Annotated in this window: 23 protein-coding genes; 9 read left to right on the forward strand and 14 right to left on the reverse strand. The window is 51.8% G+C overall.

The window, feature by feature from the left end:
* The first annotated feature begins 386 nt into the window (after positions 1 to 386).
* The 3 genes from argC to FY046_RS04375 all read left to right on the forward strand — a co-directional run bounded on the left by argC (position 387) and on the right by FY046_RS04375 (position 5,599).
* Positions 387 to 1,316 (forward strand): N-acetyl-gamma-glutamyl-phosphate reductase, encoded by a 930-nt coding sequence (gene argC, locus FY046_RS04365; protein ID WP_167864560.1) that lies wholly within the window; start codon positions 387 to 389, stop codon positions 1,314 to 1,316.
* A gap of 211 nt (positions 1,317 to 1,527) precedes the next feature.
* On the forward strand, positions 1,528 to 3,210 hold the full coding sequence (gene treA, locus FY046_RS04370; RefSeq protein ID WP_167864559.1) for an alpha,alpha-trehalase TreA: 1,683 nt from the start codon (positions 1,528 to 1,530) through the stop codon (positions 3,208 to 3,210).
* A 259-nt stretch (positions 3,211 to 3,469) separates the two neighbouring features.
* Positions 3,470 to 5,599: a TonB-dependent siderophore receptor gene (locus FY046_RS04375; protein WP_159337274.1), complete on the forward strand. Its 2,130-nt coding sequence runs from the start codon at positions 3,470 to 3,472 to the stop codon at positions 5,597 to 5,599.
* A gap of 54 nt (positions 5,600 to 5,653) precedes the next feature.
* On the opposite strand, the gene FY046_RS04380 is transcribed toward FY046_RS04375, so the two are convergent.
* Positions 5,654 to 5,902 carry a GlsB/YeaQ/YmgE family stress response membrane protein gene (locus FY046_RS04380; protein ID WP_133843372.1) on the reverse strand — a complete coding sequence of 83 codons (249 nt, stop codon included), beginning with the start codon at positions 5,900 to 5,902 and terminating at the stop codon, positions 5,654 to 5,656.
* Between the two features lie 200 nt (positions 5,903 to 6,102).
* On the opposite strand from FY046_RS04380, the gene FY046_RS04385 reads away from it, so the two are divergent.
* Entirely contained in the window at positions 6,103 to 6,843 is a 741-nt protein-coding gene (locus FY046_RS04385) for a flagellar brake protein (RefSeq protein WP_133843371.1), read from the forward strand.
* Between the two features lies 1 nt (position 6,844).
* On the opposite strand, the gene emtA is transcribed toward FY046_RS04385, so the two are convergent.
* On the reverse strand, positions 6,845 to 7,480 hold the full coding sequence (gene emtA, locus FY046_RS04390) for a membrane-bound lytic murein transglycosylase EmtA (protein ID WP_159337275.1): 636 nt from the start codon (positions 7,478 to 7,480) through the stop codon (positions 6,845 to 6,847).
* Between the two features lie 196 nt (positions 7,481 to 7,676).
* Here emtA and ldcA point away from each other — a divergent pair, with 196 nt between their 5' ends.
* Positions 7,677 to 8,600 (forward strand): muramoyltetrapeptide carboxypeptidase, encoded by a 924-nt coding sequence (gene ldcA / locus FY046_RS04395; RefSeq protein WP_167864558.1) that lies wholly within the window; start codon positions 7,677 to 7,679, stop codon positions 8,598 to 8,600.
* A gap of 20 nt (positions 8,601 to 8,620) precedes the next feature.
* Complete coding sequence (locus FY046_RS04400; RefSeq protein WP_167864557.1) at positions 8,621 to 9,295, forward strand: MBL fold metallo-hydrolase; 675 nt, start codon at positions 8,621 to 8,623, stop codon at positions 9,293 to 9,295.
* 55 nt (positions 9,296 to 9,350) lie between these two features.
* Here FY046_RS04400 and FY046_RS04405 read toward each other — a convergent pair whose 3' ends face one another.
* Complete coding sequence (locus FY046_RS04405) at positions 9,351 to 9,575, reverse strand: YgdI/YgdR family lipoprotein (protein ID WP_133843364.1); 225 nt, start codon at positions 9,573 to 9,575, stop codon at positions 9,351 to 9,353.
* Positions 9,576 to 9,729: 154 nt separating this feature from the next.
* On the opposite strand from FY046_RS04405, the gene FY046_RS04410 reads away from it, so the two are divergent.
* On the forward strand, positions 9,730 to 9,975 hold the full coding sequence (locus FY046_RS04410) for a DinI-like family protein (protein ID WP_133843362.1): 246 nt from the start codon (positions 9,730 to 9,732) through the stop codon (positions 9,973 to 9,975).
* Between the two features lie 266 nt (positions 9,976 to 10,241).
* Positions 10,242 to 10,490 (forward strand): hypothetical protein, encoded by a 249-nt coding sequence (locus tag FY046_RS04415; RefSeq protein WP_133843360.1) that lies wholly within the window; start codon positions 10,242 to 10,244, stop codon positions 10,488 to 10,490.
* 11 nt (positions 10,491 to 10,501) lie between these two features.
* Here FY046_RS04415 and FY046_RS04420 read toward each other — a convergent pair whose 3' ends face one another.
* The 4 genes from FY046_RS04420 to FY046_RS04435 all read right to left on the reverse strand — a co-directional run bounded on the left by FY046_RS04420 (position 10,502) and on the right by FY046_RS04435 (position 13,588).
* Positions 10,502 to 10,702, reverse strand: coding sequence for a hypothetical protein (locus FY046_RS04420; RefSeq protein ID WP_133843358.1), 201 nt, complete (start codon positions 10,700 to 10,702; stop codon positions 10,502 to 10,504).
* 300 nt (positions 10,703 to 11,002) lie between these two features.
* Entirely contained in the window at positions 11,003 to 12,754 is a 1,752-nt protein-coding gene (locus FY046_RS04425; RefSeq protein WP_133843356.1) for a glycosyl hydrolase family 28-related protein, read from the reverse strand.
* A 179-nt stretch (positions 12,755 to 12,933) separates the two neighbouring features.
* A complete protein-coding gene (locus FY046_RS04430; RefSeq protein WP_133843354.1) occupies positions 12,934 to 13,221 on the reverse strand; it encodes a phage holin family protein in 288 nt (95 codons plus the stop codon).
* The gene (locus FY046_RS04435) at positions 13,208 to 13,588 is read right to left on the reverse strand and encodes a putative holin (protein ID WP_133843352.1); all 381 of its coding nucleotides are present in this window, start codon (positions 13,586 to 13,588) and stop codon (positions 13,208 to 13,210) included. The genes FY046_RS04430 and FY046_RS04435 overlap by 14 nt, the downstream gene beginning before the upstream one ends.
* Positions 13,589 to 13,862: 274 nt before the next feature.
* On the opposite strand from FY046_RS04435, the gene FY046_RS04440 reads away from it, so the two are divergent.
* Positions 13,863 to 14,009, forward strand: coding sequence for a hypothetical protein (locus FY046_RS04440; RefSeq protein WP_159337277.1), 147 nt, complete (start codon positions 13,863 to 13,865; stop codon positions 14,007 to 14,009).
* A 34-nt stretch (positions 14,010 to 14,043) separates the two neighbouring features.
* On the opposite strand, the gene FY046_RS04445 is transcribed toward FY046_RS04440, so the two are convergent.
* The 7 genes from FY046_RS04445 to FY046_RS04475 all read right to left on the reverse strand — a co-directional run bounded on the left by FY046_RS04445 (position 14,044) and on the right by FY046_RS04475 (position 23,128).
* Positions 14,044 to 14,328 (reverse strand): HigA family addiction module antitoxin, encoded by a 285-nt coding sequence (locus FY046_RS04445; protein ID WP_159337278.1) that lies wholly within the window; start codon positions 14,326 to 14,328, stop codon positions 14,044 to 14,046.
* Entirely contained in the window at positions 14,328 to 14,606 is a 279-nt protein-coding gene (locus FY046_RS04450; RefSeq protein WP_133843348.1) for a type II toxin-antitoxin system RelE/ParE family toxin, read from the reverse strand. The genes FY046_RS04445 and FY046_RS04450 overlap by 1 nt, the downstream gene beginning before the upstream one ends.
* Positions 14,607 to 14,704: 98 nt before the next feature.
* Positions 14,705 to 19,273, reverse strand: coding sequence for an AAA family ATPase (locus FY046_RS04455; RefSeq protein ID WP_446185791.1), 4,569 nt, complete (start codon positions 19,271 to 19,273; stop codon positions 14,705 to 14,707).
* Between the two features lie 363 nt (positions 19,274 to 19,636).
* Complete coding sequence (gene umuC, locus FY046_RS04460; RefSeq protein WP_421504615.1) at positions 19,637 to 20,899, reverse strand: translesion error-prone DNA polymerase V subunit UmuC; 1,263 nt, start codon at positions 20,897 to 20,899, stop codon at positions 19,637 to 19,639.
* Between the two features lie 2 nt (positions 20,900 to 20,901).
* Positions 20,902 to 21,321: a translesion error-prone DNA polymerase V autoproteolytic subunit gene (gene umuD, locus FY046_RS04465; RefSeq protein ID WP_133843318.1), complete on the reverse strand. Its 420-nt coding sequence runs from the start codon at positions 21,319 to 21,321 to the stop codon at positions 20,902 to 20,904.
* A gap of 131 nt (positions 21,322 to 21,452) precedes the next feature.
* On the reverse strand, positions 21,453 to 21,593 hold the full coding sequence (locus tag FY046_RS04470; protein WP_167864554.1) for a DUF2256 domain-containing protein: 141 nt from the start codon (positions 21,591 to 21,593) through the stop codon (positions 21,453 to 21,455).
* Positions 21,590 to 23,128, reverse strand: a complete 1,539-nt coding sequence (locus FY046_RS04475; protein WP_167864553.1) for a cryptochrome/photolyase family protein — start codon at positions 23,126 to 23,128, stop codon at positions 21,590 to 21,592. Before FY046_RS04475 ends, FY046_RS04470 begins: the two co-directional genes overlap by 4 nt.
* Between the last annotated feature and the right edge of the window lie 187 nt (positions 23,129 to 23,315).

The following is a 23,315-nucleotide window of genomic DNA, read 5'->3' on the forward strand; positions in this document are numbered from 1 at the left end:
GGCGCTGAGGAAGTGATGTGAACCAGGATGAACCGCCAGGACGGCGGTGAAAGCTCGGGCCGGCACAGGGAAGTGCCGTCACGAGTGGTCCGTCGGTGAACGGAACTGACGAAGGCACCCGTGAAACGGGCGCAGCGCCTGCCGCAAGCCCGGGGTCAAGGGGCGGCGGCGACTGGCCGCCCCTTGTCGCTCAGCCCGCGACAGCGGGAAAGCGAAACGCCCTTGACCTTAAGACGTTGACCTTAGGATGTTGACCTGTCCACTCGAACAATAATGACTTATTATGCAAATAAAACAGATATTCAGTCATTTTTTATTGTCCCTTCGCCCTAAATCTCGCATACTCTCACCACTCTTTTTTTTACGAAGTCAGGGCAGAGACGGTAATGAGTCAGAAATATCGCGTGTTTATCGATGGTCAGGCAGGCACCACCGGGTTACAGATCCAGCAGCGGTTGGCCCGTCATCCTCAGATTGAAATGCTCAGCATTGATGAGGCGCAGCGTAAAGATGCCGCTGCCCGCCAGGCGCTGATGAAACAGGCGGATGTCAGCATCCTTTGCCTGCCAGATGCTGCTGCACGTGAAGCCGTCGCGCTGGCCGATGACGTGGGTGCACGCGTACTCGATGCCAGTTCTGCGCACCGCGTAGAAGCAGGTTGGGTGTATGGCCTGCCGGAACTGGCGGCCGACCAGCGCGAGAAAATTCGTGCTGCCAGCCATGTGTCCAATCCGGGCTGCTACGCTACCGGCGCTATCGCCCTGCTCGCACCGCTGACCCAAAGCGGCCTGCTGAAAGCCGATCAACCGCTGGCGATTAACGCCGTATCCGGCTATAGCGGCGGCGGCAAAGCGATGATCGAAAAATACCAGCAGGCAGGCACCGGGTTTGCCGCCTACGGCCTGGGCTTTGATCATAAACACCTGAAAGAGATTCAGGCATGGAGTGGGCTGAGCAGCAAGCCGATCTTCCAGCCATCCGTCGGTGATTATGCGCAGGGTATGCTGGTGTTTATTCCGCTGAATGATGTGGATGGCGAAGCGTTACAGCAGGCGCTGGCTGACTTCTATCACGGCCAGCGGTTTATTCACGTGAACGCACTGAACAGCCTGGACGCCGATACTGCCCCTTACCTGCTGCCGGAAGCGCTGAATAATACCAATAATATGGAACTGTTTGTCTTCAGCCATGCGCAGCAGCGCCAGAGCATTCTGGTTGCTCGCCTGGATAACCTCGGCAAAGGCGCCTCGGGTGCTGCGGTACAGAACCTGAATCTGATGCTTGGCCTGCCGGAAGAGACCTGCGTGAATCTGTAATATCGCCTCACGGGGGCCTGCCAGTCCCCGTGTTTTCCTGCCATTCCCGCTGTATTTTTTTCGACCACATTCAGCGCATTGTGGTGTTAAAACCCCTACCTGACTCACACTTTGCCCCTTCGATCCCTTACCCTTTCGTTAAATTCGACTAAAGTTTTAATCTGCTCAACTACTTACAGATCATGCATGGTCTGGACATGGAGAATGGCTAATGAGAAGAGTCGAACAACGTCAATGGAATACACGCCTGTTTACCCCCCTGCTGCTCACCGCCGCGCTGACCGCCAGCTTCACGCTGCAGGCGGAAGATAATCAACGTATGCTGAGCAGTAACCCGCAGCCACCGGACATCCGGCTCGGGCCGTTGTTCCACGCGGTGCAGGCGGCAAAAATTTTCCCCGACCAGAAAACCTTTGCTGATGCCGTGCCGAAACAGGACCCGACCGCCATTCTTACCGACTGGCAAATGCAGAAAATGCAGCGCAATTTCGATTTAAAGCGGTTTGTTGCCACGAATTTTATCCTGCCCGCAGAGGGGGAGAAATATGTTCCACCCGCTGGTCAGAGCCTGCGTGAACATATCAACGGCCTGTGGCCCGTGCTGACGCGTTCCGCCAGTCAGGCCAATCAGTGGGATTCACTGCTGCCGCTGCCGAAGCCTTATGTGGTGCCGGGTGGGCGCTTCCGCGAAGTGTATTACTGGGACAGCTACTTCACCATGCTGGGGCTGGCGGAAAGCGGTCACTGGGATCGGGTGCAGGATATGGTCGATAACTTTGCCTCTGAGCTGGATAAATACGGCCATATCCCCAACGGTAACCGCAGCTACTATCTCAGCCGCTCGCAGCCGCCGTTCTTCAGTATGATGGTCGATCTGCTGGCAAAACATGAGGGTGAAGCGGTCTACAGCAAATATCTGCCGCAGCTGGAGAAAGAGTACAACTACTGGATGGCCGATGCCGACAGCAGCACGTTAGCCGCCGGATCGGCCAGCAAACGTGTCGTGAAGCTTAAAGATGGCACCGTGCTCAACCGCTACTGGGATGCCCGCGATGTGCCGCGTACCGAATCCTGGATGGACGATATCGCCACCGCCGGGAAAGCCCCGTCGCGCGATAAAGCCGGGCTGTATCGCGACCTGCGAGCCGGGGCCGCATCGGGCTGGGACTTCAGTTCTCGCTGGTTCGATAAACCGGGTGATCTGGCTACCATTCATACCACCCGCATTGTCCCGGTGGACCTGAATGCCCTGATGTTCCACCTGGAGAATACCCTCGCCCACGCTTACCAGGTGGCGAAAAATGAAGGTGCCAGCAAGCGTCTGGCCGAGCGTGCCACACAGCGTCGTGACGCGATCAACCGCTATCTGTGGGATGAGAAACAGGGCTGGTATGCCGACTATGACTGGCAGAAAGCGCAGGTCCGTCCGCAGTTAACCGCCGCCACGCTGTTCCCGCTCTATGTGCAGGCCGCGACGGACGATCACGCTAACCGTACGGCCAGCGCCGTGAAAGCGCAGTTGCTGAAAGAAGGTGGCCTGGTGACCACCACCGTCAACAACGGCCAGCAGTGGGATGCGCCTAACGGCTGGGCACCGTTGCAGTGGGCCGCCGTTGAGGGGCTGAATCACTATGGTAAGCAGGACCTGGCGAAAGAGATCGGTATGCGCTTCCTGCAAAACGTGCAGGCCACCTACGATAAAGAACACAAGCTGGTCGAGAAATACGTTGTCGAAGGTAAAGGGCTGGGCGGCGGCGGTGGCGGCGAATATCCGTTGCAGGATGGCTTTGGCTGGACCAATGGCGTAACGCTGAAATTAATGGATCTTTACTGCCCTAAAGGCGTGACCTGTAATAATGTGGGGGATATCAGCACGGCTAAACCAGCACCTTAACCTGCATTAACCCTGACCGGGCGGCCTTTGTGCCGCCTTTTTTTATCGTTCCCGGCCCCCCTCACCTCACGCTGCCAGACTCCGCAGCCCACCAGACACCTTCCGATACTGAAATAAAATTTACGCTTGAAAAAATCAACGATAACAATAACAATTCTCATTGTTATTCTCATATTTTGTTACTTTTATGTAAGAATGCCTTTTCCCGAGGGATCTGATCGGCTTTCAGTTCCCTCGATCCACCCTACAAGGAAAGAAGATGACTCTGGTTTTTAACCTGAAGCGATCGGTGCTGTGCTGCGCCATTGCGATGACCGCCCCTGGCATGACTTTCGCTGCTGACAGCCAGATGGTGGTGACGGCAGCGCCCGCGGAGACCGCCGATTCACCAACGCGTGGCTACAACGCGACCACGTCTACCGGCGCCAGCAAAACCGATCAGCCGCTGATCACCACCGGTCAGTCGGTGTCTGTCGTCACCCGCCAGCAGATTGACGATCAGGCCGCCAATACCGTTGGCCAGGCGCTGAATTATACGCCAGGGGTGTTTTCTAACTTCAGTGGGGGTGCCACCCGTTTTGACACCGTTGCCCTGCGTGGCTTCCACGGCGGCGATGTCGATAATCTGTTCCTCGATGGTATGCGCCTGATGAGCGACGGCGGCAGCCATAATATTATGCAGGTCGATCCCTGGTTCCTTGAGCGCCTTGATATCATCAAAGGTCCCTCCTCTGCGCTGTATGGTCAGACCGTTCCCGGCGGGCTGGTGAATATGACCTCGAAACGTCCGCAGTTTGTCTCTGAAGGGCATTTCCGTCTGACCGGTGGAACACAAAATACCAAAGGGGCCGCCTTTGATTATACCAATGCGATTAATGACCAGTGGGCCTTCCGCCTGATCGGCATGACGCGCACCAGCGATACGCAGTATGACAATACACGTGAAGAACGTTACACGATCTCGCCGTCATTGCTGTGGCAGCCGTCAGAAGACACCTCCCTGTTGCTGCGTGCCTACCTGCAAAAAGATCCCTCTGGTGGTTATCACGGCTCCACACCGCTTTCCGGTAACCTGACCCAGCATAATGGCAAATGGTTAAAGGATGGCTTCAACGAAGGCGAAAGCAGCGTTGACCAGTACAAACGGCGTGAACAGGTTTACAGCTACGCCTTCTCGCACCGCTTCAATGAGACATGGGCAGTGCGCTCTGATGCCAGCTACACGCACAGCAGCGTTGCACTGGATCAGGTGTATCAGAACGGCTGGATCGATGATAGTGACCAGTTAGCACGTGGCTACAGTGGCTCACGCGGTTCACTGGATGCCTGGTCAACGGATAATCAGCTGGAAGCGGATTTCGCCACTGGCGACGTGACGCATAAGCTGGTGGTAGGTGCGGAATACCATCAGTATAAAAACGATGTCTGGAGCGGATACGGGAGTGCCAGCCCACTTAATCCGTTCACCGGCGCCACCGCCTCTCACGGCGTAACGGTCACGTCTCAGGACAACACCACTCGCCGCTACTATCAGTCCGGCGTCTATTTGCAGGATGAGCTGGAATGGAATCGCTGGCATGCCACGCTGTCCGGCCGCTATGATCGCATGGTGTCAGAGCAGGATAATCACACCACCGATGTTAAACATCGTCTGCAGGATGATCACATCAGCGGACGCGCATCGCTGTTGTATGCCTTTGAAAACGGCCTGTCGCCTTACGTCAGCTACAGCCAGGCGGTCACGCCATCCATTCTTCCTGGCAAAGACGGCAACCTGCTGAAACCGTCTACGTCTGAGCAGTATGAAGCCGGTTTGAAATACCAGCCCCCGGGCACCAGCGATCTGTACACCGCTGCCGTGTATGACCTGACGCAGAAAGATGTCGCGGCACGTGATTCTAACGATATTGCCAGCGCCACCTACATTCCCGCCGGGAAAGTGCACTCTCAGGGACTTGAGCTGGAAGCACGTAATCAGCTGACCCCGCGTCTGAGCACCATCGCCGGGTATACGCTGAACCACGTACGTTATAAAGAGTTGCAGGACGGCAATGATGGCCACACGCCACTGCTGACACCCAATCAGATGGCCTCTGCCTGGGCACACTATCAGTTTGACTACGGCATCAGTGCCGGTGCCGGGGTACGTTACATCGGTAAACAGTGGGCCAATGACGACAATACCGCACGGGTCCCCTCCGTCACGCTGGTCGACGCCTCTGTACGTGCCAATCTGGGCGACTGGAACAGCAGCATGAAAGGGGCTTATGTGCAGGTCAATGCCAATAACCTGTTTGGTCGTGACTATATCGCCGCCTGTTACAGCACCACCAACTGTTACGTGGGGGCTGAACGCAGCGTGATCGCCACCGTGGGTTACGATTTCTAAAAGCCAGACAGTAAAAAGGGAGGCCTCAGCCTCCCTTGTTTCTAAACCGTTGTGTTAACTGCGTACCTTACGGTAAATCCACAGCACCACGATCGCACCAATCACCGCGACAATAAAGCTGCCGAAGTTAAAACCATCTACCCTGCCGAAACCAAAGAAGGTGCTGATCCAGCCACCCACAACGGCACCCACCACCCCAAGAACCACGGTAATGATGAAACCACCGCCATCTTTACCCGGCATAATCCATTTGGCGATAATACCGGCGATCAGACCAAAGATGATCCATGAAATAATACCCATTAGTCACTCCTTATAATCTTATGATTTAACGCTTCGCCTAATAAAACGCACTAAGTATAGGCGAGGTTTCTAAGCCTGTGATTTAAATCTAAACTTTCTTTGTCTATCGCGTAAAATAATTGTAAAGCCCTTGAAGGGGTTGCCGATAACCGTTACAGGGTCGCTAACGCGCATGATTTGCTATTCGACTGGAGCCGGATGTGAAAGAGGACGACAAAGAACAATACCTGAAACGTGGGCCGCTGGCAGTTCTGGCCGTCCTGCGCGATCTGCTGGACAGTCAAACACCCGTGATGGTGTCGCACGCTCGCGGTCAGTTCATCACACGACTACTGTACGCGGATAAAGAGAACATGTTGCTCGATTTCGGCAGTAATGATTACGACAATCAGCTGGCGAAAGAGGCCCGGAATCTGCATATCACCGCAGAAACACGCGGTGCCAAAGTTGAGTTTGCCCTGGTGGCCCTTGGCGAGGACGAGCACGAAGGATTACCGGCATTTTCTGCAGAGCTGCCTGAATTGCTCTGGATGATCCAGCGCCGCGAATTTTTCCGCGTAACGGCACCGCTCAATCCGGTGTTTTACTGCTATATCCCCTGGCCTGATGGATCAGGTGAAGGTCGCCTGCGTTTGCAAGACCTCTCACTGGGCGGCGTTGGCGTGTTGTCCGATAATGCCCTGCCGGAGACGCTACAAATCGGCGACAGCATTAAAAAGCTGCGCGTGGAGATGGGGGAATATGGCCGTTTTGAAGTGGATGCACAGCTGATTACCATTGGTAAACGCAGCGTGGTGGGCAGTAAAAGCGAGACAATCGTAACACCACGCCTCAGCTTCCGCTTCCTGTCGCTGAATGCCGGGCAGGAACGTGAGCTGCAACAGGTGATTTTCTCGCTGGAACGGCTGGCGCGTGATAAAGCCAACCGTTTCCAGGAGTGATTCAGATTGTGCGATAGGCGGTGGTGACTTTCCACAGATAACGTGGCGCCTGGGCCGCCGGATGTTTATCCTGCACATGCTGGTAAAACGCTTCCGGGGTCATGGCGTTAATCATCGCAATAGCACGATCGCGGTCACGAGAGAAGGTTCGCAGTAAAGCACCTGCACCGTTAGCGTAGGAGACGATAGTGGCATAGCGCAGGGTTTTCGGATCACGAATCCCCGCCAGCTGCTGCTCTTGCAGAATACGCAGGTACGCAGTACCAATATCGATATTTTTCACCGGGTCACGCAGTTCCGACTTCGTTGGTTGCCCACGTCGGCCCTGTGAACGATACACTTCCCGCCCTGCCGTAGAGGCTTTTATCTGCATCAATCCAACGGCATTCGACTTGCTGACGACCGTGGGGTTGCCGCCCGATTCTACGCTAATAATCGCTTCCACCAGCTTTTGATCCACACCATTCCGCTGTGCTGCCTGCTCGGTCATCATCGACCAGGCACTGGCCACCTGCGAAGGAGGGGCCTGAGTTAAGGGAGTATCCGGCTGACGAACAATTTTTCTCTGGGGTTCACTGGCACAACCTGCCAGCAATAATGCAGCGATCATCGCCGCCATTTTCACGCTTTTTCTCACGTTTTTATTATCCTCTGAGCCCGAGCTTCGCGACTATCATACGGGTTGCCGGCCATTAGGAAATTACCGTAACTCTTAAATTGTGCGGCATGCTGGTGACTTCATAGCGGCTATTCGTCATCATCGAATCAATTGGACAGCGCCCGGTTCGAAATAATTCACTGCTGGCGCATAAAAAATCATCAAAGTGAGCGTTATGTCGACAATTCCACGTACGATCCATTTGGTTGCCCCTTCAGGCTACTGCCACAATCCTGCGGCCGCAGCGCGCGGTGTGACACGTTTGCAGGCTGATGGCCACCGGGTTGATAACAGCGGCATTATTGCCCGCCGCGAGCAACGTTTTGCCGGTAATGACAGCCAGCGTCTGGCCGATATCAACGGCCTGGTACAGCTTAATCCCTTGCCGGATATCATTCTGGCAGTACGCGGAGGTTATGGTGCCAGCCGACTTTTACCACATATTCACTACGCGGCACTGCGTGAGCGGCTGGCCGGTGCCCCGCTCGCCCTCTGCGGCCACAGCGATTTTACTGCCATTCAGCTGGCGTTATTGGCGCAAAGTGGGATGCAAAGCTTCAGCGCGCCGATGCTGGCGGGTAATTTCGGCGCTGAGGTTTTGTCTGATTTTACCATTGAACACTTCTGGCGCGCGCTAACTTCGCCTAAATTAACTCTGGAGTGGACGACAGTCTCACAACGCGTTCAGGCAACCGGTACAGTTTGGGGCGGCAACCTGGCGATGATCGCTTCACTGATCGGCACACCGTGGATGCCGGATATTCAGGACGGCATTCTGGTGATCGAGGATGTGAATGAACATCCTTTCCGTATCGAACGCATGCTGTTGCAACTGCATCAGAGCGGTATTCTTTCCCGCCAGAATGCCATTATTATCGGCAGTTTTAGCGGAACCACTTCTACGGATTACGACAATGGCTACGATTTCACCAGTGTCTGGAACCTGATACGCGATCTGACGGGTATTCCGGTAATTACCGGGTTAGCGTTCGGCCACAGCGCGGACACCGTCACCTTGCCCCTTGGCGCCCAGGGAATGCTGACGGTGGAGAATACCGCCGCTTCGTTACAGGTATCAGGACATCCTGTGCTGCGCTGATCGTTGGGAGCGCAAAAAAGATGAAACAGTTATATGAAGATCTCTGGGTATCCACCCCGGAATTTCCTACCAGTGACGATGAACCCGTATTGATGATGCATGGTTTCTTACTGCAACATGTGCGTGGCAACCTGCTGATATCACGGGTTGAACACCCGGAGGACCACCAGATGATTGCGGATCAGGGGGGCATTATTCGCCACTATCTGACGCACTGGCACGAAGCCAGTCCGGGTACGCGGCGCTTACAGCAACGTTTCAACTCCGCACTCTACTGTCATGCGCGTGCATTAGGCCAGGTCAGCCACTTTGCCGAAGCCGATGCCACGTTCAATGCAGCGGAGGTCCACTGCGGTAGTTTTCATGTGGTGCCCACCCCGGGGCATACGCCGGGCAGCACCAGCTATCTGTATGCTTCTCCTCATGGTAAAACGTATTTATTCGTCGGTGACACTGTCACGCTATCCCATGATCGTTGGGTCACCGTGCTGGTCGATGAAAGTAATGAGAGTGAACTGCGGCAGACGCTGGAGTTTTATCGCGCGTTACGCCCGGATGTGGTCCTGATGGGCACCACTGCCGGGCATCTGGCATGGAAGGAAGTCGATGTGCGCCAGTGGCTGGCGCTGCTGGATGAAGCGGAAAATAATGTGCTGGATCTGCGCCACTCGGTACTGCCGATTGGCGGACATTAGCGGGGTATTCTGCTCTTCTTTCCGCTCAGCATCGGTTGGCAGATAAGGATGACGATCAGTTTTTCAGCCGGGACATCCCCTGCACTTCGTCCAGGTTCACGGCCTGGGTGCGCCCGGTTGCGTCGGTATAGACCAGCATTTTAGTGGCGTTATCCAGGTGAGGTTTACCCTCCACCACGACCGTACTGCCATCCCGCATATGCAAGATGTGGTCGCTGGTACACCCTGCCAACACTCCCATCATCATTAACACCATCGCACTTGCCATCATCTTGTTCATGCTGCTCTCCTTTTTAACCGGTGCCCTATTCTAGTCCCGCTGGGAGCCCTGTTTTGCGGTTTGCTGCCTTTCTTCCTGCCAGAGCGGAAATAGTGTTTGAACCCGGCATAAGATACCTGTATTTTTATCCAGCAAAAATGCACAAGGAGCAAAAATGTTTGTTGAATTGATTTATGACAAGCGCAACGTAGCCGGTCTGGCCAATGCCGAACAACTTATTCTTAATGAGCTGGAAAAGCGGGTCAAGAGAGTGTTTCCTGACGCACAGGTCAAGGTAAAACCCATGCAGGCTAACGGTGTGAAGAGCGACGCCAGTAAAAGCGATAAATCCACGCTGTTACGCATCGTTGAAGAGATGTTCGATGAAGCCGATCAGTGGATGGTATCAGAAGAATTTTGATGTATATGTGCGGTGACATGCCAAATTTTTTGAATTTAATGCGTAAAAAAGATGCTTTTCATTTGCATTTATTCAGATTCGTCTTATTATTTATTTTAATAGATTTCCCTGGTGTTGGCCCGCATTAAAGCTCTTAGCGGGCTTTTTTTTGTCTAAAATATCAGCTTTTGTAACCAGTTAGCCTCCTATGCAAGCCCTGCCACTAAAGTTCCCCTCTGCGATGCCGAAAAATTAACCATCACAATAAGAGACCAATGGGGCATGCTATGGCCACAATTTATATTCCCTCACTGATGGGATTACTGAGCGATGCGGAACGACAGAAAGGGGCGAGCCTGACGCGCGAAGAGGTAGAAGCACTGCGCGATACCGCCATGTGTGTGTCTATTCCCGATCGTATCGCCTTTGCGCTCGATCCGTCACAGAACTTCAGTGATATAAACCCGGAAAACTGCTGGGACGAGTGGTCCCGCTTTCGACATCGCGGTGAAACAGCGCGGCTGTCATCTGATTAAAACGATGCGCCTTAGCGTCGCTTATTCGCAGCCAGCTCTTCTGTCAGCAAATCGCACACTTTCGCGGCAAAATCTGAGCTGTCGCGCAGCATCTGAATGGCTTCTTCAAGGGTCTGTGGTGGCATCTGCCCCACAATACGCCAGCCGAGGGCGATATTTTTAGCTTCTTCAAGCCGTTCAAATTGATGTTCGCCAGATGCAGTTTCAGACACGATCTTCTCCTGATTTACCTTTTGGACCTATTTTACGTAGCCTGGTGACGTCATCACAACCCCGCCGCTGGATTTAAATCAGCCATTGCCTGCTTTTCAAGCGTTTATCGCTTAAAAAAGGCGTTTCCTTGCCTTAATTCAGATTAATGCCAGCCTGAAAGCGCGGAAAAACTGACTCGCAGAGGGAAATTTATCACTTGTTTCACTAAGGTTTATCAGGAAAAGAGTCTGATTCGGACAATTGATCATGATAAATAAAAAACCGCCCAACTAAGGGCGGTTAATGTATTTACTTTTTTATCAGCTGTAGTACGGCAGTTTGCGGTCAACACCATTGATATTGAGTGTCACATACCCTGTCGGCACGCTGCTAGCAGGGGCGGAGGCGACGCTGGTGGCCATCGTGGCGACCCCGTTTTCATTTGCACCAAAGCCCGCCAGCCCGTTATGTAAACTGAGACGGGCATTCGGCGTGACCGTACCGATCTCCGTTTCATCCAGCGCTTCCGTCAGGTCCGGCGTAAACAAGGAACACTCGCCCGCCTCAAAACGCGTCGGGCCGGTTGAGCGTAAATTAAACATCGTGTCACCACTCCCCGCCTTCAGTTTGACCCACACTTCAACGATATTTTCATAACTACGTTTGTACTTCACATCCAACACTGCCGGCTGCCCGCGATGGAACATATCGCCCCATACGGCAGTGGCGCAGCGCTGAAAGTTCAACCAGGTCATCCCGCTGGACACCGCCTGCGTGGGATTACCCGCGACGCCGGAAGGATTGGCCGTCGACATTTTGCCCAGCAGTTCGATCGTCCACTGCTGATTGACCTTCGGAAAGATAAATTTGCCCACCTTGAACCATTTATCACTGGTGGTGGTGTTCGTCAGTTTATAGCCGCTGTACCAGCCCGCCTTCATCGAACCGGTCATCACCGTGCCGTAGTTTTCATCCCGACGCCAGCCGTTCTCATAGCCGGAAAGCCAGCGGCCCGGGGCGTTATCGAGGTTCACTTTCGCCCCCGCCTGAAGGTTAAGCTGGCGGACCAGCGCCCGGCTGTTACTCATATACAGCGGGTTGTCGCAGTTCTCGACGCTGAGGGCATCAACAATCCACTGTCCGTTGGTCAGATCACCAGGGAAACGGGTATGTTCTATCCATACGTTACGAATAATCCCCTGGGTCATTCTCGGCATCATCAGCGTGGCATCACCATAACCACTCTGGAAGTTGGCGTTGGTCAACTCGACCGCCGTGGAATGGTCCCAGACGCCCCGGGGTGAGTTCGACCAGCCGATATCGAAGACGCGGGCATAGGTCGTCTGCGAATAGATCTGGTCAAAACGACTGTCGAGCGTATCCAGCAGTTTCACCGCCGTGCCGCCGTTATTCTGCACGCGGAAACAGCGGATGTTAACGAACTGCCCTTCAATGGTGATGTTTTCAAAGAAGGGCTGTACGTTCGACAACATATCAGGCGTGATCGCCCCGGTATTGACGGTGGTATCGGCGCTGGCCTGACCATTCCAGCTAATGCCACGGATCACCGTGCGACGAGCATTCACTTTGAGCACCGGGTTAATCGACTTATCCGACACGATCACCGTACGCGGTGTCACACCGTATGGACTGTCATCACCGTACAGGGCGAAGCAGGCAATCTCACTGGCCGTCAGATCAATCGGGTTGATCAAAAACTTACCGGCCGGAAAGCGAACACCAATGTTTTTCGCATTGGTATCGTATCCCTGCGACCACTTGAACATACGCAGGAAAGCATCGCTGTCGTCGGTAACTCCATCCCCGCGGGCACCAAAGTGGTACAGGTTCACCTGTTCGGTATCATTAATAATACGCTTCCAGAAAAAGCCGTTACCTTTGGCCACACTGCCCCCGTCATCACTCAATGGAGATGTGCCGAGGAAGCCGACAAAATCGCCGCCACCGTGAAAGGTCGAGTCTTTATCGTAATAACGTTTCAGCATGGCAATATCACCAGCCTTCGCGGGTGCGGTGGTACGCAGATCGGCAAAGCAGTTAACTTCAATCATATAAACCTCCGGATAAAAACAGGAAAACCTGTCAGGAATGCCCTGTGGGCAAGAAGAAAGGAGTGGTCATCGATGCCGGGAAGCGGCACGGAAAGGTGACTGACGTCGGGATGTTGGGGATACCTCCTCAGTAGATTGTCGGGTTGATGTTGGTGATCTTCAGTCCGTTAGCGTGGCTTTCATTGCCGTGGGCGCAGCACCTGAAAAATCAGTGCAACGTTGCCTTTTGCACGCCAAACCGCCGCGCAAAAAATGACATTGATGACAATCGCCGCCCAGTGCGTATGGGCATAGACGTCGAAGAGAAAACGAAAAGGCACAGAGGCGTAAGCCAGAATGATCATATAGGCCAGCCACGATGCCCACCGCTGATGCCGGGCCCCGGCTTTATAGAAGAACATCAGGCGCAGCACGATTGCTGAGCACACCACCACGTTGGTGATGACCATAGGATCATTTGTTACCATGAGGTCCTCCTCTCCAGCGCGCCAGCCACTTTGACGGGTCCTGCTGGCTGAAAAACGTTAACGTTTTAATCGCCAGCGCCGACAGCAACACCGCCCCCAGGCCATCCAGCGGTTTATCGCTGTACCCCAGTAGTAGCGCCATCTTCGCCCCGACCAGTCCTGCGCCATAAATACCTACGATCCACGACACCATAAAATAGGCTGCCCGACGGATAACCTGGAGTTCTGCTGCCGTCACAACATAGAAAACGGCACCGGCAAAAGCGCCAAACAGAACACCGTAGTCGGTGGCGCCGATAAATCCGGCCACACCAGCACCTTTGGTGACTGCAGCCCCCAGGCTCACTGCGAATATCATTGCTGCCATGTTGCCCCCTTTGCTGTGCCCTCTTACCGATTAAGGGATAAAAAAAACCCGGCAAATGCCGGGTTGATAAACAGTTAGCGCTGTCATGTCGGTAACTGTGTTTTTATAAAGTTACATCGGTTTTTGCGTACGCGTGAGTCGGGGAAATCATTTTTTATGTTTTTTTTAGTGCCGCCGATAACCAAAATCATCAATCATGATCGTAATCAAAACATGCTGTGCCCGGCTGGCACAGCATAAAATCTCAGCGATAGCCGGATAACGAAGGAACAACATGAACGCTGCACTACTCTTTTCTCTGCTGCTGATCGGTGGGCCATTAATCGGTTTTTTAGTGATTATCGGTATTTGCCTGCCGGGCGTTCTGCTGGCGTTATGGCATCAGTTTGAAGAGCGAATGCATCTCAGAAGCAGACATTAGCCCGGCCCTTTGCAGGCGGGCTGTCCTGTGTTTTTCAGGCTGCCGATAATCGATGCAGATGACGGGTGTCCAGCGTTTGACGTGCCTGATGCAGGCTGTAATTTGTCTGTATTTTCATCCAGGTTTCCGCCGTACTCCCGACAACGATAGCGAGACGCAACGCCATCTCAGGTGTTACCGCCGTATATCCTGACAACAACCGGCTGGCCGTTGAGGGTGCAATTTCCATTGCCCGGGCGAACTGGCGGACGCTAACGCGCATATCATCCAGTGCTTCTGCAATGATCTCGCCAGGGTGAGCAGGGTTAGCCATTTTCATCAGTGGTAATCCTCCAGGTTAAGAATCTCAGCATCGCCATCAATAAACGTAAACGTGATACGCCAGTTACCCGATACGCTAACTGACCACATTTCCTGCCGATCACCTTTGAGCGGATGCAGGTCGTAACCAGGCATATCGATCGCTCCGATTTTTTCTGCCGCATCAATCACGGTCAGGCGGTTCCTTATTCGACCCACCAGCTTTTGTTCGATACCGCTACTATCATCTTTTAGAAAGAATTTTTTTAGTCCCTTATGCTTAAAGCTTTTAATCATGGCGCAGTCCTTGTTCCGTGATGTGGAACATCATAGCAGGTGTTCCACCTCGTGCAACACGTCATGAGGCATCATATTTCGATAGCTGGACGTGTCAATCACGGTCGCTCTGCGGCTTTTAACCAATCGGCGATACTATTAACTCCCAATGAAAGTAGCTTGTCCTGCACTACCACCACGCGTTGCAGCATAGCACCACTATCAGACTCCTCTCGCTCCTCTGCCTCGGCAAAAAGGCGAGTCATTAATTGGGAAAGATTATCTTTATAATCATAAAGATGTAGCTTTCCATGGCTGATGTAGTGTAGATAAATTTCACATGCATCTAAGGCCTGCTCTGGGTCCTGTTGAGAGATTGCGTTGAGCCATTCATGAAAACTAAAGAGCTGCCGATTTTTATTCTCACTCTTGCTACTATTCTTAAATACTGAAAAACAGCGCTCAATCAGATCGATTGGAACAAAAATAGCATCAATTTTATTGTGAAAAATTTTAGCCATCTGTCCGGCAACTTCAATACTATGAATAGCTTTTGCATTTAAACCCGAACTTATACCCGAAAAGCACTGTTCACGATGTTTTTTTATATTCTCAACATGTGTCCATACAGTCGCCGCACCACGCCAGGCATCAGGATTATCCAGATCATTCAAACTCTGTATAAATTCATTAAATTCAATTTGTTGAGTAAACGCAGCCAAAGCAGAAATACGACCCCATGTTTCCAGATCTTTACCACGGCCCTCGATGCGAAGACGTGCCAGTAAAGGTTCCACAATTTCAAAATGATTGTGGTAGGCGTAATAAAGACATTCTTCAGAGTTTTTCCAAAGTTCATCAGCTTCTTGCATAGCAAGATTAAATAAACCCCATCCCAGAACGAAGAACTTACTTTGTAAATATGGCAGTCGCCTTAATATCAAAGCGCGAATTGCTGGGTGTTCATGACTGGCAAAGCGATACAACGCAGGTGATAATAACTCAGGAAATGCACAGTCTTGTTCACATAAATTAGTAGCCAGAATCATTAACGCTTCAACAACATGTCCCTTTGCCATATTGATGCCTATATTGATCAAAGCTACAGAATCACTTGTAATTGGATTCTCTTCATAAAATGCAGCGAAGCCTATGGCCAAAAACACCAGACGATCAGCTTCTTGCACGTCCTGTATGACATGCGCGCACGCTTCAAGCGCTTTTGCTGATGCACGGCTCTGCCGCCATTGCATCGGATGTCTTTCCAATTCATCAAGAATCTGACTTGCCAGAATAGTAGCATTAGCCTCTTCCACTGGAAGCCAGCCTTCGCTGGGACGCAAATTCCCATAACGATAGGTTAAAAATAAAACAACCCCATTAATCAGGTAATCACGAAAACGAATGGGAATATCTATCCAGTTGCTACACAGAAATCCCAAAAATCGGGAAGGACTCCGGGAGGCAGCTTCTTGCAATTGCATGCCAACCTGCTGCTCTCCATCCATGAAATTCCAATCATTGCCTGAGTAGCCGTCATAATGTGCTAGTAACGCCAATATACCGCTATCGCTGGTATCAAGAAATATCTCAAAGGAGAATGGACACCTGACAAGGCCACCATGTGAACAAATATCCGGCACGCGAGTCAGGAATCCTGTTTTTCTCTCATAAGCATTAACAACTGCCTGCACCTCAGGTGAACGTAGATAGCAAGGAATTGGTATAATTATCTCAGCTTGAGTTGTCAATTTCCATGCGCAGGACTCATTATCAGCGAATTCACTCCGTACAGTCAAAATAGTCGCCATCACTTTATCTTGTACAGGAAAGGCCAATAGATTGAAAGACACGTGTATTAATTTTCCTAATGCATAGGAAATATTAAATTTCAGGATTTCTCGTTCGCATAGCATACTACCTATCAGATCAATATTGATTTCAGGCGAAACCGTGCAAGCGAGCACTCCAAAATAGTGCAATGCGCCCTCTTGGTTGAAGCAAAGACGTTCACGGTTTTTTTTCCACCAGTCTGTATTTCTTTCTGAATTATATATAACACCCGCTTCAACGGCAGCAAGCAGAATATTCATGTTTTCTTCGTGACTGTTATTCCTCTGATGATATTTCGCCTCATATGAGGTCTCACTCAAAAAACCATATCTGTAGTTTTTACATGACTCGCTATAACGTGATTCGCGAATATGGCTCCAGTACTCAATTGACTCCACAGCTAAATCCAGCAAAGTGCTGGATTGTTCCATACGCTGACGAAGAAGGTTTTCATTTTTGTCGCCGAATTCATGCGGCTGGCAACGAAGCTTATTATCGAAACTAAATTGTCGTACATCATCATCGCTGACACCATCTGCAATATAGTGCCAAAGTAAAATATCCTCCGCGACACCTGCCGCCACATAGTTAGCAATAGCTCGGCCAAGAGAACTGTATTCAGTCCGAGGTATAGCAACTAGCCGCTCAAGTAACGAAATACCCCAGATCATATTCTCTGGTTTAATCTCAGACAGATGCATTCCCAGCTGTTCTGAAATTCCATGTCCATCAAACCAGTCCAGCGACAGCACCTCCATCCAAAATGACAGTACGCCTTTAGTGTCTTCATTTTTCCATTGCGCAATACGGTGAACATGGCTCGCCAATCCTTCAGAATCCCGATTAGCTTTCAGTTGGGGAATAAGATGTTGTCGCCAGAAGTGATGCCACTCAATCGCACTGGCCAGAACATAGATCACCTGAAAAACATCGCGGTATTTTACGCGTAAATCACGTAATAGTGGCCAGTCTTCGTCTTGGGGTATTTGTTCAGCAAAGGATTCTGCGACCAGACGTCGGATGTGAAATCCTGCGTTACCCATCAGTACAGCCCTAAGCTGTTTTCTGAATTCGCGGCGCTCCCCCATTGCCAACTGAGCAACAAAACTGCGGATACTGGGGCGAACAAAAGGGACAGGTGGCAAGCTGCTTATAAACTCATTCAACGTGACGCCATTACGCACTGCCCCGCTTATAACAAGGACATCCAGTAGAGTTTGGTGCCCAAATGTCAGTTTCCCATCCTGGGTTTCTTGCAGCACATTAAGACTGCATAGCTTTCGCTGAATATCCTGCGAGGCATTAAAGCGCTGATGAGGCACCGCCAGACTTCGCAATCTCAGCATCTCTGAGGCAATGGCTTCAATCGATTGTATCGCTGCGTTACCCAATTCGTCGTTGGCACGCACAATTGTATCGAGATAGCGTTGTGCTAATGCATGGCTGGTCACCACATTAAAGCTACCGTCTCTCTGGGCCAGCTCGACAAACAATGCCAACTCGCGTGGATTCCTTATCAACTCGCGAGTCACTGTATCAATGGTGACCGCCGTGATCCCTAACGTATCAAGTAACGGTGCAATTTCAGAATCCCAGTCCAACGGCTGACACTTCAATTCACAACCCCATTGCCGTTCGGCAATACGTCGATCGTACTGTCTGTCGAAGTCACGGCAGGCAGTGACCACAGTGAGATTGGGGATCAATAGCAAGCGATCTATCTGCGCAAGAAAATACTTCAACACGCGATGATCGCGGGCGATTGATAGCACATCCAAAGAATCGATAACCACAATGACATGGGTTTCATCAGCCAGTCTGGCTGTTTTTTCCACCCACTGCTCAGGCATTCCCTGAGCCTGGCGATCTTCTGATGTTGCCAGTTCGGCAAACTCTCGCGACTGGATAAAGAGTGGCACGATGTCGGAATGGATTGCCATTCGTTCCTCTAGCGCCTCTTGCAATGCCAACATCACACAGGTTTTTCCTGAACCAGGAAGGCCTGTAAGCAATATCGATCTTTTACGGGCATCAATAGCAGCCAGTAAGTCATCCAGGGTCGAGTTAGAAATACGGTGCCCCGCAATATCTCGCCGCCATGACCTGCCAATAGCCGAGGTGCTGGAAAAAGAGTGTCGTATATCGGCAATATTCATGGGTGGAACCAGTGTTGACCCCACCTGCTGGACGATGGCCCGAAGATCGTCTTTGGTCAAACGGTGCTGAGTCGCGGTAGATAAGTTATTGCCATCCATGCGTGCGCCGAGTTGGTCAAGTTTCATCCAGAGAGCATTAAATGCAGAATCAGTATTACTCACCAAGTTTCGTAAACGTTCACGCAGTAATTCTTCCATTCGCCCCAGGTCATCGCTGGTAACAAAATCAGTTCGACGCAGGAATTCAAACGTTGAAAGACTGGGCGCAGTTTTCACCAATCGTTTCGACAAAGTATCTTCAAGCGCACTTTGCGCTTTTCCTAAACTTAGTCGGTAACTACTTTCGTCTGGTTGAGATGAACAGTGCTCTTTGAGTTTTGCCAGCTCGCCAAAATTATTTCGCGAATAGAAGCGGACATTAACTTTCGGATTATTGGCTAGTAGAAGGAAGGCTTTATCCAGTTCATCGCCAAGACCCGCTATCGTCCAGGCATTGAAATCGGGGTGGTTTTTTTTGCACTGGCAGGCAATTATGACTCCGTCAGCTTTGCCAACGACGACATCATCAACGGGGTAGCTTATCGAATCGACCTCAAGCCATTCAAAATCCTGATCGGATAAAACGGTTAATGCCCAATCAAACGCAACCAAAGTCTGGTATCCATCGCCACGGTTGGAGCGTATTCCTGCAATACTCATCAACTTCTCCCATAAGAGGGCATTCACTCCCCCTCGTTCAGACTAATATCAGCGTCACCTATAATTTTTGGCATGATATTCATCTCAAGAGAATTGCACCAGAACTTTAAAAAAATTTAACAATTCAGCTATTCGCGGAAAATTCTACCACTTTCTGGAATGTGGAAATTATCACGACGCAACTAGCTTTTTAGGATGCGATTCACTCTCGTGCCTTTGACAAAGCCAGTAAATGGCGGGCTGAACTGGTGTCTGAATGTGAATTTAAAACAGAAACGTGCCTTGATTATAATACGAAGGGAAAATCGCTATTTATCCCCCTAAGAGGTGATGTTTCGGATAAAGGTGGTGCATAAGATCAGGTCACTTCGCCACCGGGAAATCGGCATAGCGGGTGGTATACGCGGGAGATAACATTTCCCGCTTCATCGCCCAGGATTTTTCGATGCCCTGCCCGGCAAACCATACCTTTCCCTTGCCCGACTGGTTCAACTCATCCAGCACCTGCATCAGTGCTTCACTATTGGGCTTCGGCTGATACTCATCAAACAAGTTGAGCTGGGCCTCGCCCCGGCTGAAGAAATCCCCCAACATCACCCCGGCTTTCATATAGCGATGCCCTTCAATCCAGATACGATCGAGGGCCTCCGTTGCCACACGGAGAATGTCACGCGTATCGTTAGAAGGTATCAATAACGTGCCGGAAGCCTGGTTGCCATAGAAAACTTCCCCTTCCGCATGCGGGCTGGTGCGCAGAAAAACGCTGATAAAACGGCAGAACTGTTTTTCCTGCCGCAATTTTTGGGCGGCGCGTTCGGCATAGGCACAGATAGCCTGGTGCATCTCTTCATAGTCGGTAATACGGTGGCCAAACGAGCGGCTGCACATAATCTGTTGCTTGGTGGGGGCAAACTCTTCCACCCCGAGACACGGCTCACCGCGCAGTTCACGCGCGGTTCTTTCCAGCACCACATTGAAATTTTTGCGGATCACCCACAGGGACGATTCCGCCAGTTGCAGCGCATTCTCTATGCCCATCCCATTGAGCTTTTTACTGATCCGCCGACCAACCCCCCATACCTCTTCTACCGGCACCAGCGCCAGTAACTTACGCTGGCGCTCAACATTCGACAGGTCAACCACGCCGCCAGCCCTGCGCCACTTTTTCGCCGCATAATTGGCGAGTTTTGCCAGCGTTTTCGTCGGCCCAATTCCCACGCCCACCGTCAGCCCCGTTTCTTTCAATACGCGACTGCGCATCTGGTGCCCAAAGGTTTCCAGCGGCATACAATTTTCCACCCCGGTAACATCAATAAAGGCTTCATCAATCGAGTAAATTTCAATGCCCGGAGACATCTCCGTCAGTAACATCATCACCCGCTCACTGAGGTCAGCATAGAGCGCGTAGTTAGAGCTGAACACATGCACATGCTGGCGCTGCAGCTCTTGTTTCAGCTTAAAATAAGGCGCACCCATTTTGATCCCCAGCGCTTTGGCTTCCGCCGAGCGGGAGATCACGCACCCGTCGTTATTGGATACCACGACCACGGGCTGCCCGCGCAGGTCCGGGCGGAAAACCGTTTCGCAGGAAGTGTAGAAGCTGTTCACATCCACCAGCGCATACATGGTTATTTGTGTGCTTTAAGGGTAAAGGTCACTACGCCGAAAATCTCCAGCTCTTCCTCACTCAAAAAGACGATCGCGGAATACTCGCTGTTATGGGGAACCAGTTGCAGTGTGGGCCGGGTACGCAGCTCTTTGACCGTAAATTCTCCGGCCACAGCCGCCACCACAATATCGCCATGCACGGCGGTCAGTGAACGATCGACGATCAACAGATCACCGTCACCGATCCCTGCCCCACGCATCGAGTCCCCGCTGACTTTGATAAAGTAGGTGGCGCTGGGGTGCTTAATGGCAAACTTGTTGAGATCGAGGCGATCTTCAACATAGTCCTGTGCCGGGCTGGGAAAGCCACACGGAACGCGCTCAAGGAATAAAGGCAGGTGCAGGGCGTGATAACTGTCGGTCGGGCGGATGAACTGCATAAGGGGAATCTCAATAATACTGTATTTATATACAGTATCGCTGAATCTGTGCTGCGATCAAGCGCCTTGCGATGAGATTCTGGAAAGCACCTGAAGTGGCGGGAAATTTAGTTGTCGATGCGTCTTCACCATCACCGCGACACACGTTGTTGCCTGCAACGTTCTGAGCAGTAGCGCACCTCTTCCCAGCAGTTCGCCCATTTTTTGCGCCAGCTGAAAGGCCGCCCGCAGACGGCACAGATTTTAACCGGGAGCTCACTCTTTTTGTTCACAACGCCTCTCCGGCATCCAGGCGGGCCAGAAGCTCTTCACCGTGTTGCCAGAGCGCCTGCTGCCGGACATCGGTCATACGCTCAAGGTTTTTATACGTCAGGTTCATACGCGGATTATCCCGCAGAATATCGCTATGGCGCATCAAAAAATGCCAGTAGAGGGCGTTGAACGGGCAGGCATTGTCGGTCGTGCTTTCACTGACTTTATATGCACAGCTACGGCAGTAATCAGACATACGATTAATATACTGTCCGCTGGCGCAGTAAGGTTTAGATCCCAGATACCCCCCGTCGGCATGCATCACCATACCCAGCGTATTGGGGAGTTCAACCCAGTCAAATGCATCCATATAGATCGCCAGATACCACTGACATACCTCCTCTGGTGCAATACCCGCGAGCAGCGCAAAATTGCCGGTCACCATCAGGCGCTGAATATGATGGGCATAGGCATGCTCCAGGCTTTGACCGATAGTTTGCCGCATGCAGTTCATCTGTGTTTCACCCGTCCAGTAGAACTCAGGCAACACCCGTTGATTAGCAAACCGATTACCGCTGGCGTATTCGGGCATTTTCAGCCAATAGACGCCGCGTACATACTCACGCCATCCAATCAACTGACGGATAAATCCTTCGGCAGCATTGAGTGCAACATGGCCTGCCTGATAGGCAGATGCCACATCAGCACATAACTGGCGCATATCAAGCAGACCGATATTGAGTGCCGCACTGATGCGAGCATGGAACAAAAAAGGCTCATCGCTGGCCATCGCATCCTGATAGTCGCCAAAGGCTGCAAGACCGTAATCGAGAAAATAATCCCACAGAGTGCAGGCATCTTCATGAGTAACCGGATAATCGAAAGAGGCGGCTGAACCGTAATGATGGCTAAAATGTTCACCCACCAGTGCCATGACGTCACGGGTAATGGCGTCTGCACTGAAACGTGCCGGGTACGGTGCGGTGACGTTTTTGGGCAGCGCTTTACGGTTTTCAGCATCAAAATTCCATGCCCCACCGACAGGACTGCCGTCGCCGTTCAGCAACAGCCCACTCTTACGACGCATCTCACGATAAAAAAACTCCATGCGCAGCTGTTTTTTACCTGCAGCCCAGGAAGAGAACTCACTGCGCGTGCACAGAAATCGGGTATCGCTATGCCAGTGAATCGGGAAGCTACACGCCTTTATCGACGCCTCCAGTCGCCAGTCCCCGCACTCGGTCAGATGCACTTCGTCCGGCGCCACCAGCGACTGCCAGCGCTTGAGTTCCCCGGGTATTGATCCGCTGTTTTTCGGGTCATCGAGAGTGACATACTCAACCCGGATGCCACGTTGCTGTAACGCCTGGGCAAAATGGCGCATGGCGCTGAAGATCAATATGATTTTTTGCGGATGATGAGGAACATAGCTGGCCTCCTCCATGACCTCAACCAGTAAAACCGTATCGCGCTCCGCATCCAGCCCCTGTAATGAAGCCAGATCAAACGATAGCTGATCGCCCAGAACCAGGCACAACCGGTGCAGCTTATTCATGACATTGCGACCTGCGAAAATGATATGTAAGAATGCGTTAAACCGGGCCTGTCGGCGTTTAACAGCAGATAAGCACGATTAGCATAGCATTTGCCGTTGAAGAAAACCGTCACTGGCACAAACCCAGTGGCTGTCCTTTAAACCGGGTAACAGGCCGCTATTTTTATCGAGGAAAGAACGTTACCCC

The sequence above is a fragment of the Erwinia sp. 1181_3 genome, from assembly GCF_052824965.1.

Excerpts from the sequence above, each read along its gene's own strand:
- argC (WP_167864560.1), top strand. The coding sequence starts at position 387 with ATGAGTCAGAAATATCGCGTGTTTATCGATGGTCAGGCAGGCACCACC.
- treA (WP_167864559.1), top strand. The coding sequence starts at position 1,528 with ATGAGAAGAGTCGAACAACGTCAATGGAATACACGCCTGTTTACCCCC.
- FY046_RS04375 (WP_159337274.1), top strand. The coding sequence starts at position 3,470 with ATGACTCTGGTTTTTAACCTGAAGCGATCGGTGCTGTGCTGCGCCATT.
- FY046_RS04380 (WP_133843372.1), bottom strand. The coding sequence starts at position 5,902 with ATGGGTATTATTTCATGGATCATCTTTGGTCTGATCGCCGGTATTATC.
- ldcA (WP_167864558.1), top strand. The coding sequence starts at position 7,677 with ATGTCGACAATTCCACGTACGATCCATTTGGTTGCCCCTTCAGGCTAC.
- FY046_RS04400 (WP_167864557.1), top strand. The coding sequence starts at position 8,621 with ATGAAACAGTTATATGAAGATCTCTGGGTATCCACCCCGGAATTTCCT.
- FY046_RS04405 (WP_133843364.1), bottom strand. The coding sequence starts at position 9,575 with ATGAACAAGATGATGGCAAGTGCGATGGTGTTAATGATGATGGGAGTG.
- FY046_RS04410 (WP_133843362.1), top strand. The coding sequence starts at position 9,730 with ATGTTTGTTGAATTGATTTATGACAAGCGCAACGTAGCCGGTCTGGCC.
- FY046_RS04415 (WP_133843360.1), top strand. The coding sequence starts at position 10,242 with ATGGCCACAATTTATATTCCCTCACTGATGGGATTACTGAGCGATGCG.
- FY046_RS04425 (WP_133843356.1), bottom strand. The coding sequence starts at position 12,754 with ATGATTGAAGTTAACTGCTTTGCCGATCTGCGTACCACCGCACCCGCG.
- FY046_RS04430 (WP_133843354.1), bottom strand. The coding sequence starts at position 13,221 with ATGGTAACAAATGATCCTATGGTCATCACCAACGTGGTGGTGTGCTCA.
- FY046_RS04435 (WP_133843352.1), bottom strand. The coding sequence starts at position 13,588 with ATGGCAGCAATGATATTCGCAGTGAGCCTGGGGGCTGCAGTCACCAAA.
- FY046_RS04440 (WP_159337277.1), top strand. The coding sequence starts at position 13,863 with ATGAACGCTGCACTACTCTTTTCTCTGCTGCTGATCGGTGGGCCATTA.
- FY046_RS04445 (WP_159337278.1), bottom strand. The coding sequence starts at position 14,328 with ATGAAAATGGCTAACCCTGCTCACCCTGGCGAGATCATTGCAGAAGCA.
- FY046_RS04450 (WP_133843348.1), bottom strand. The coding sequence starts at position 14,606 with ATGATTAAAAGCTTTAAGCATAAGGGACTAAAAAAATTCTTTCTAAAA.
- FY046_RS04455 (WP_446185791.1), bottom strand. The coding sequence starts at position 19,273 with ATGAGTATTGCAGGAATACGCTCCAACCGTGGCGATGGATACCAGACT.
- umuC (WP_421504615.1), bottom strand. The coding sequence starts at position 20,899 with ATGTATGCGCTGGTGGATGTGAACAGCTTCTACACTTCCTGCGAAACG.
- umuD (WP_133843318.1), bottom strand. The coding sequence starts at position 21,321 with ATGCAGTTCATCCGCCCGACCGACAGTTATCACGCCCTGCACCTGCCT.
- FY046_RS04475 (WP_167864553.1), bottom strand. The coding sequence starts at position 23,128 with ATGAATAAGCTGCACCGGTTGTGCCTGGTTCTGGGCGATCAGCTATCG.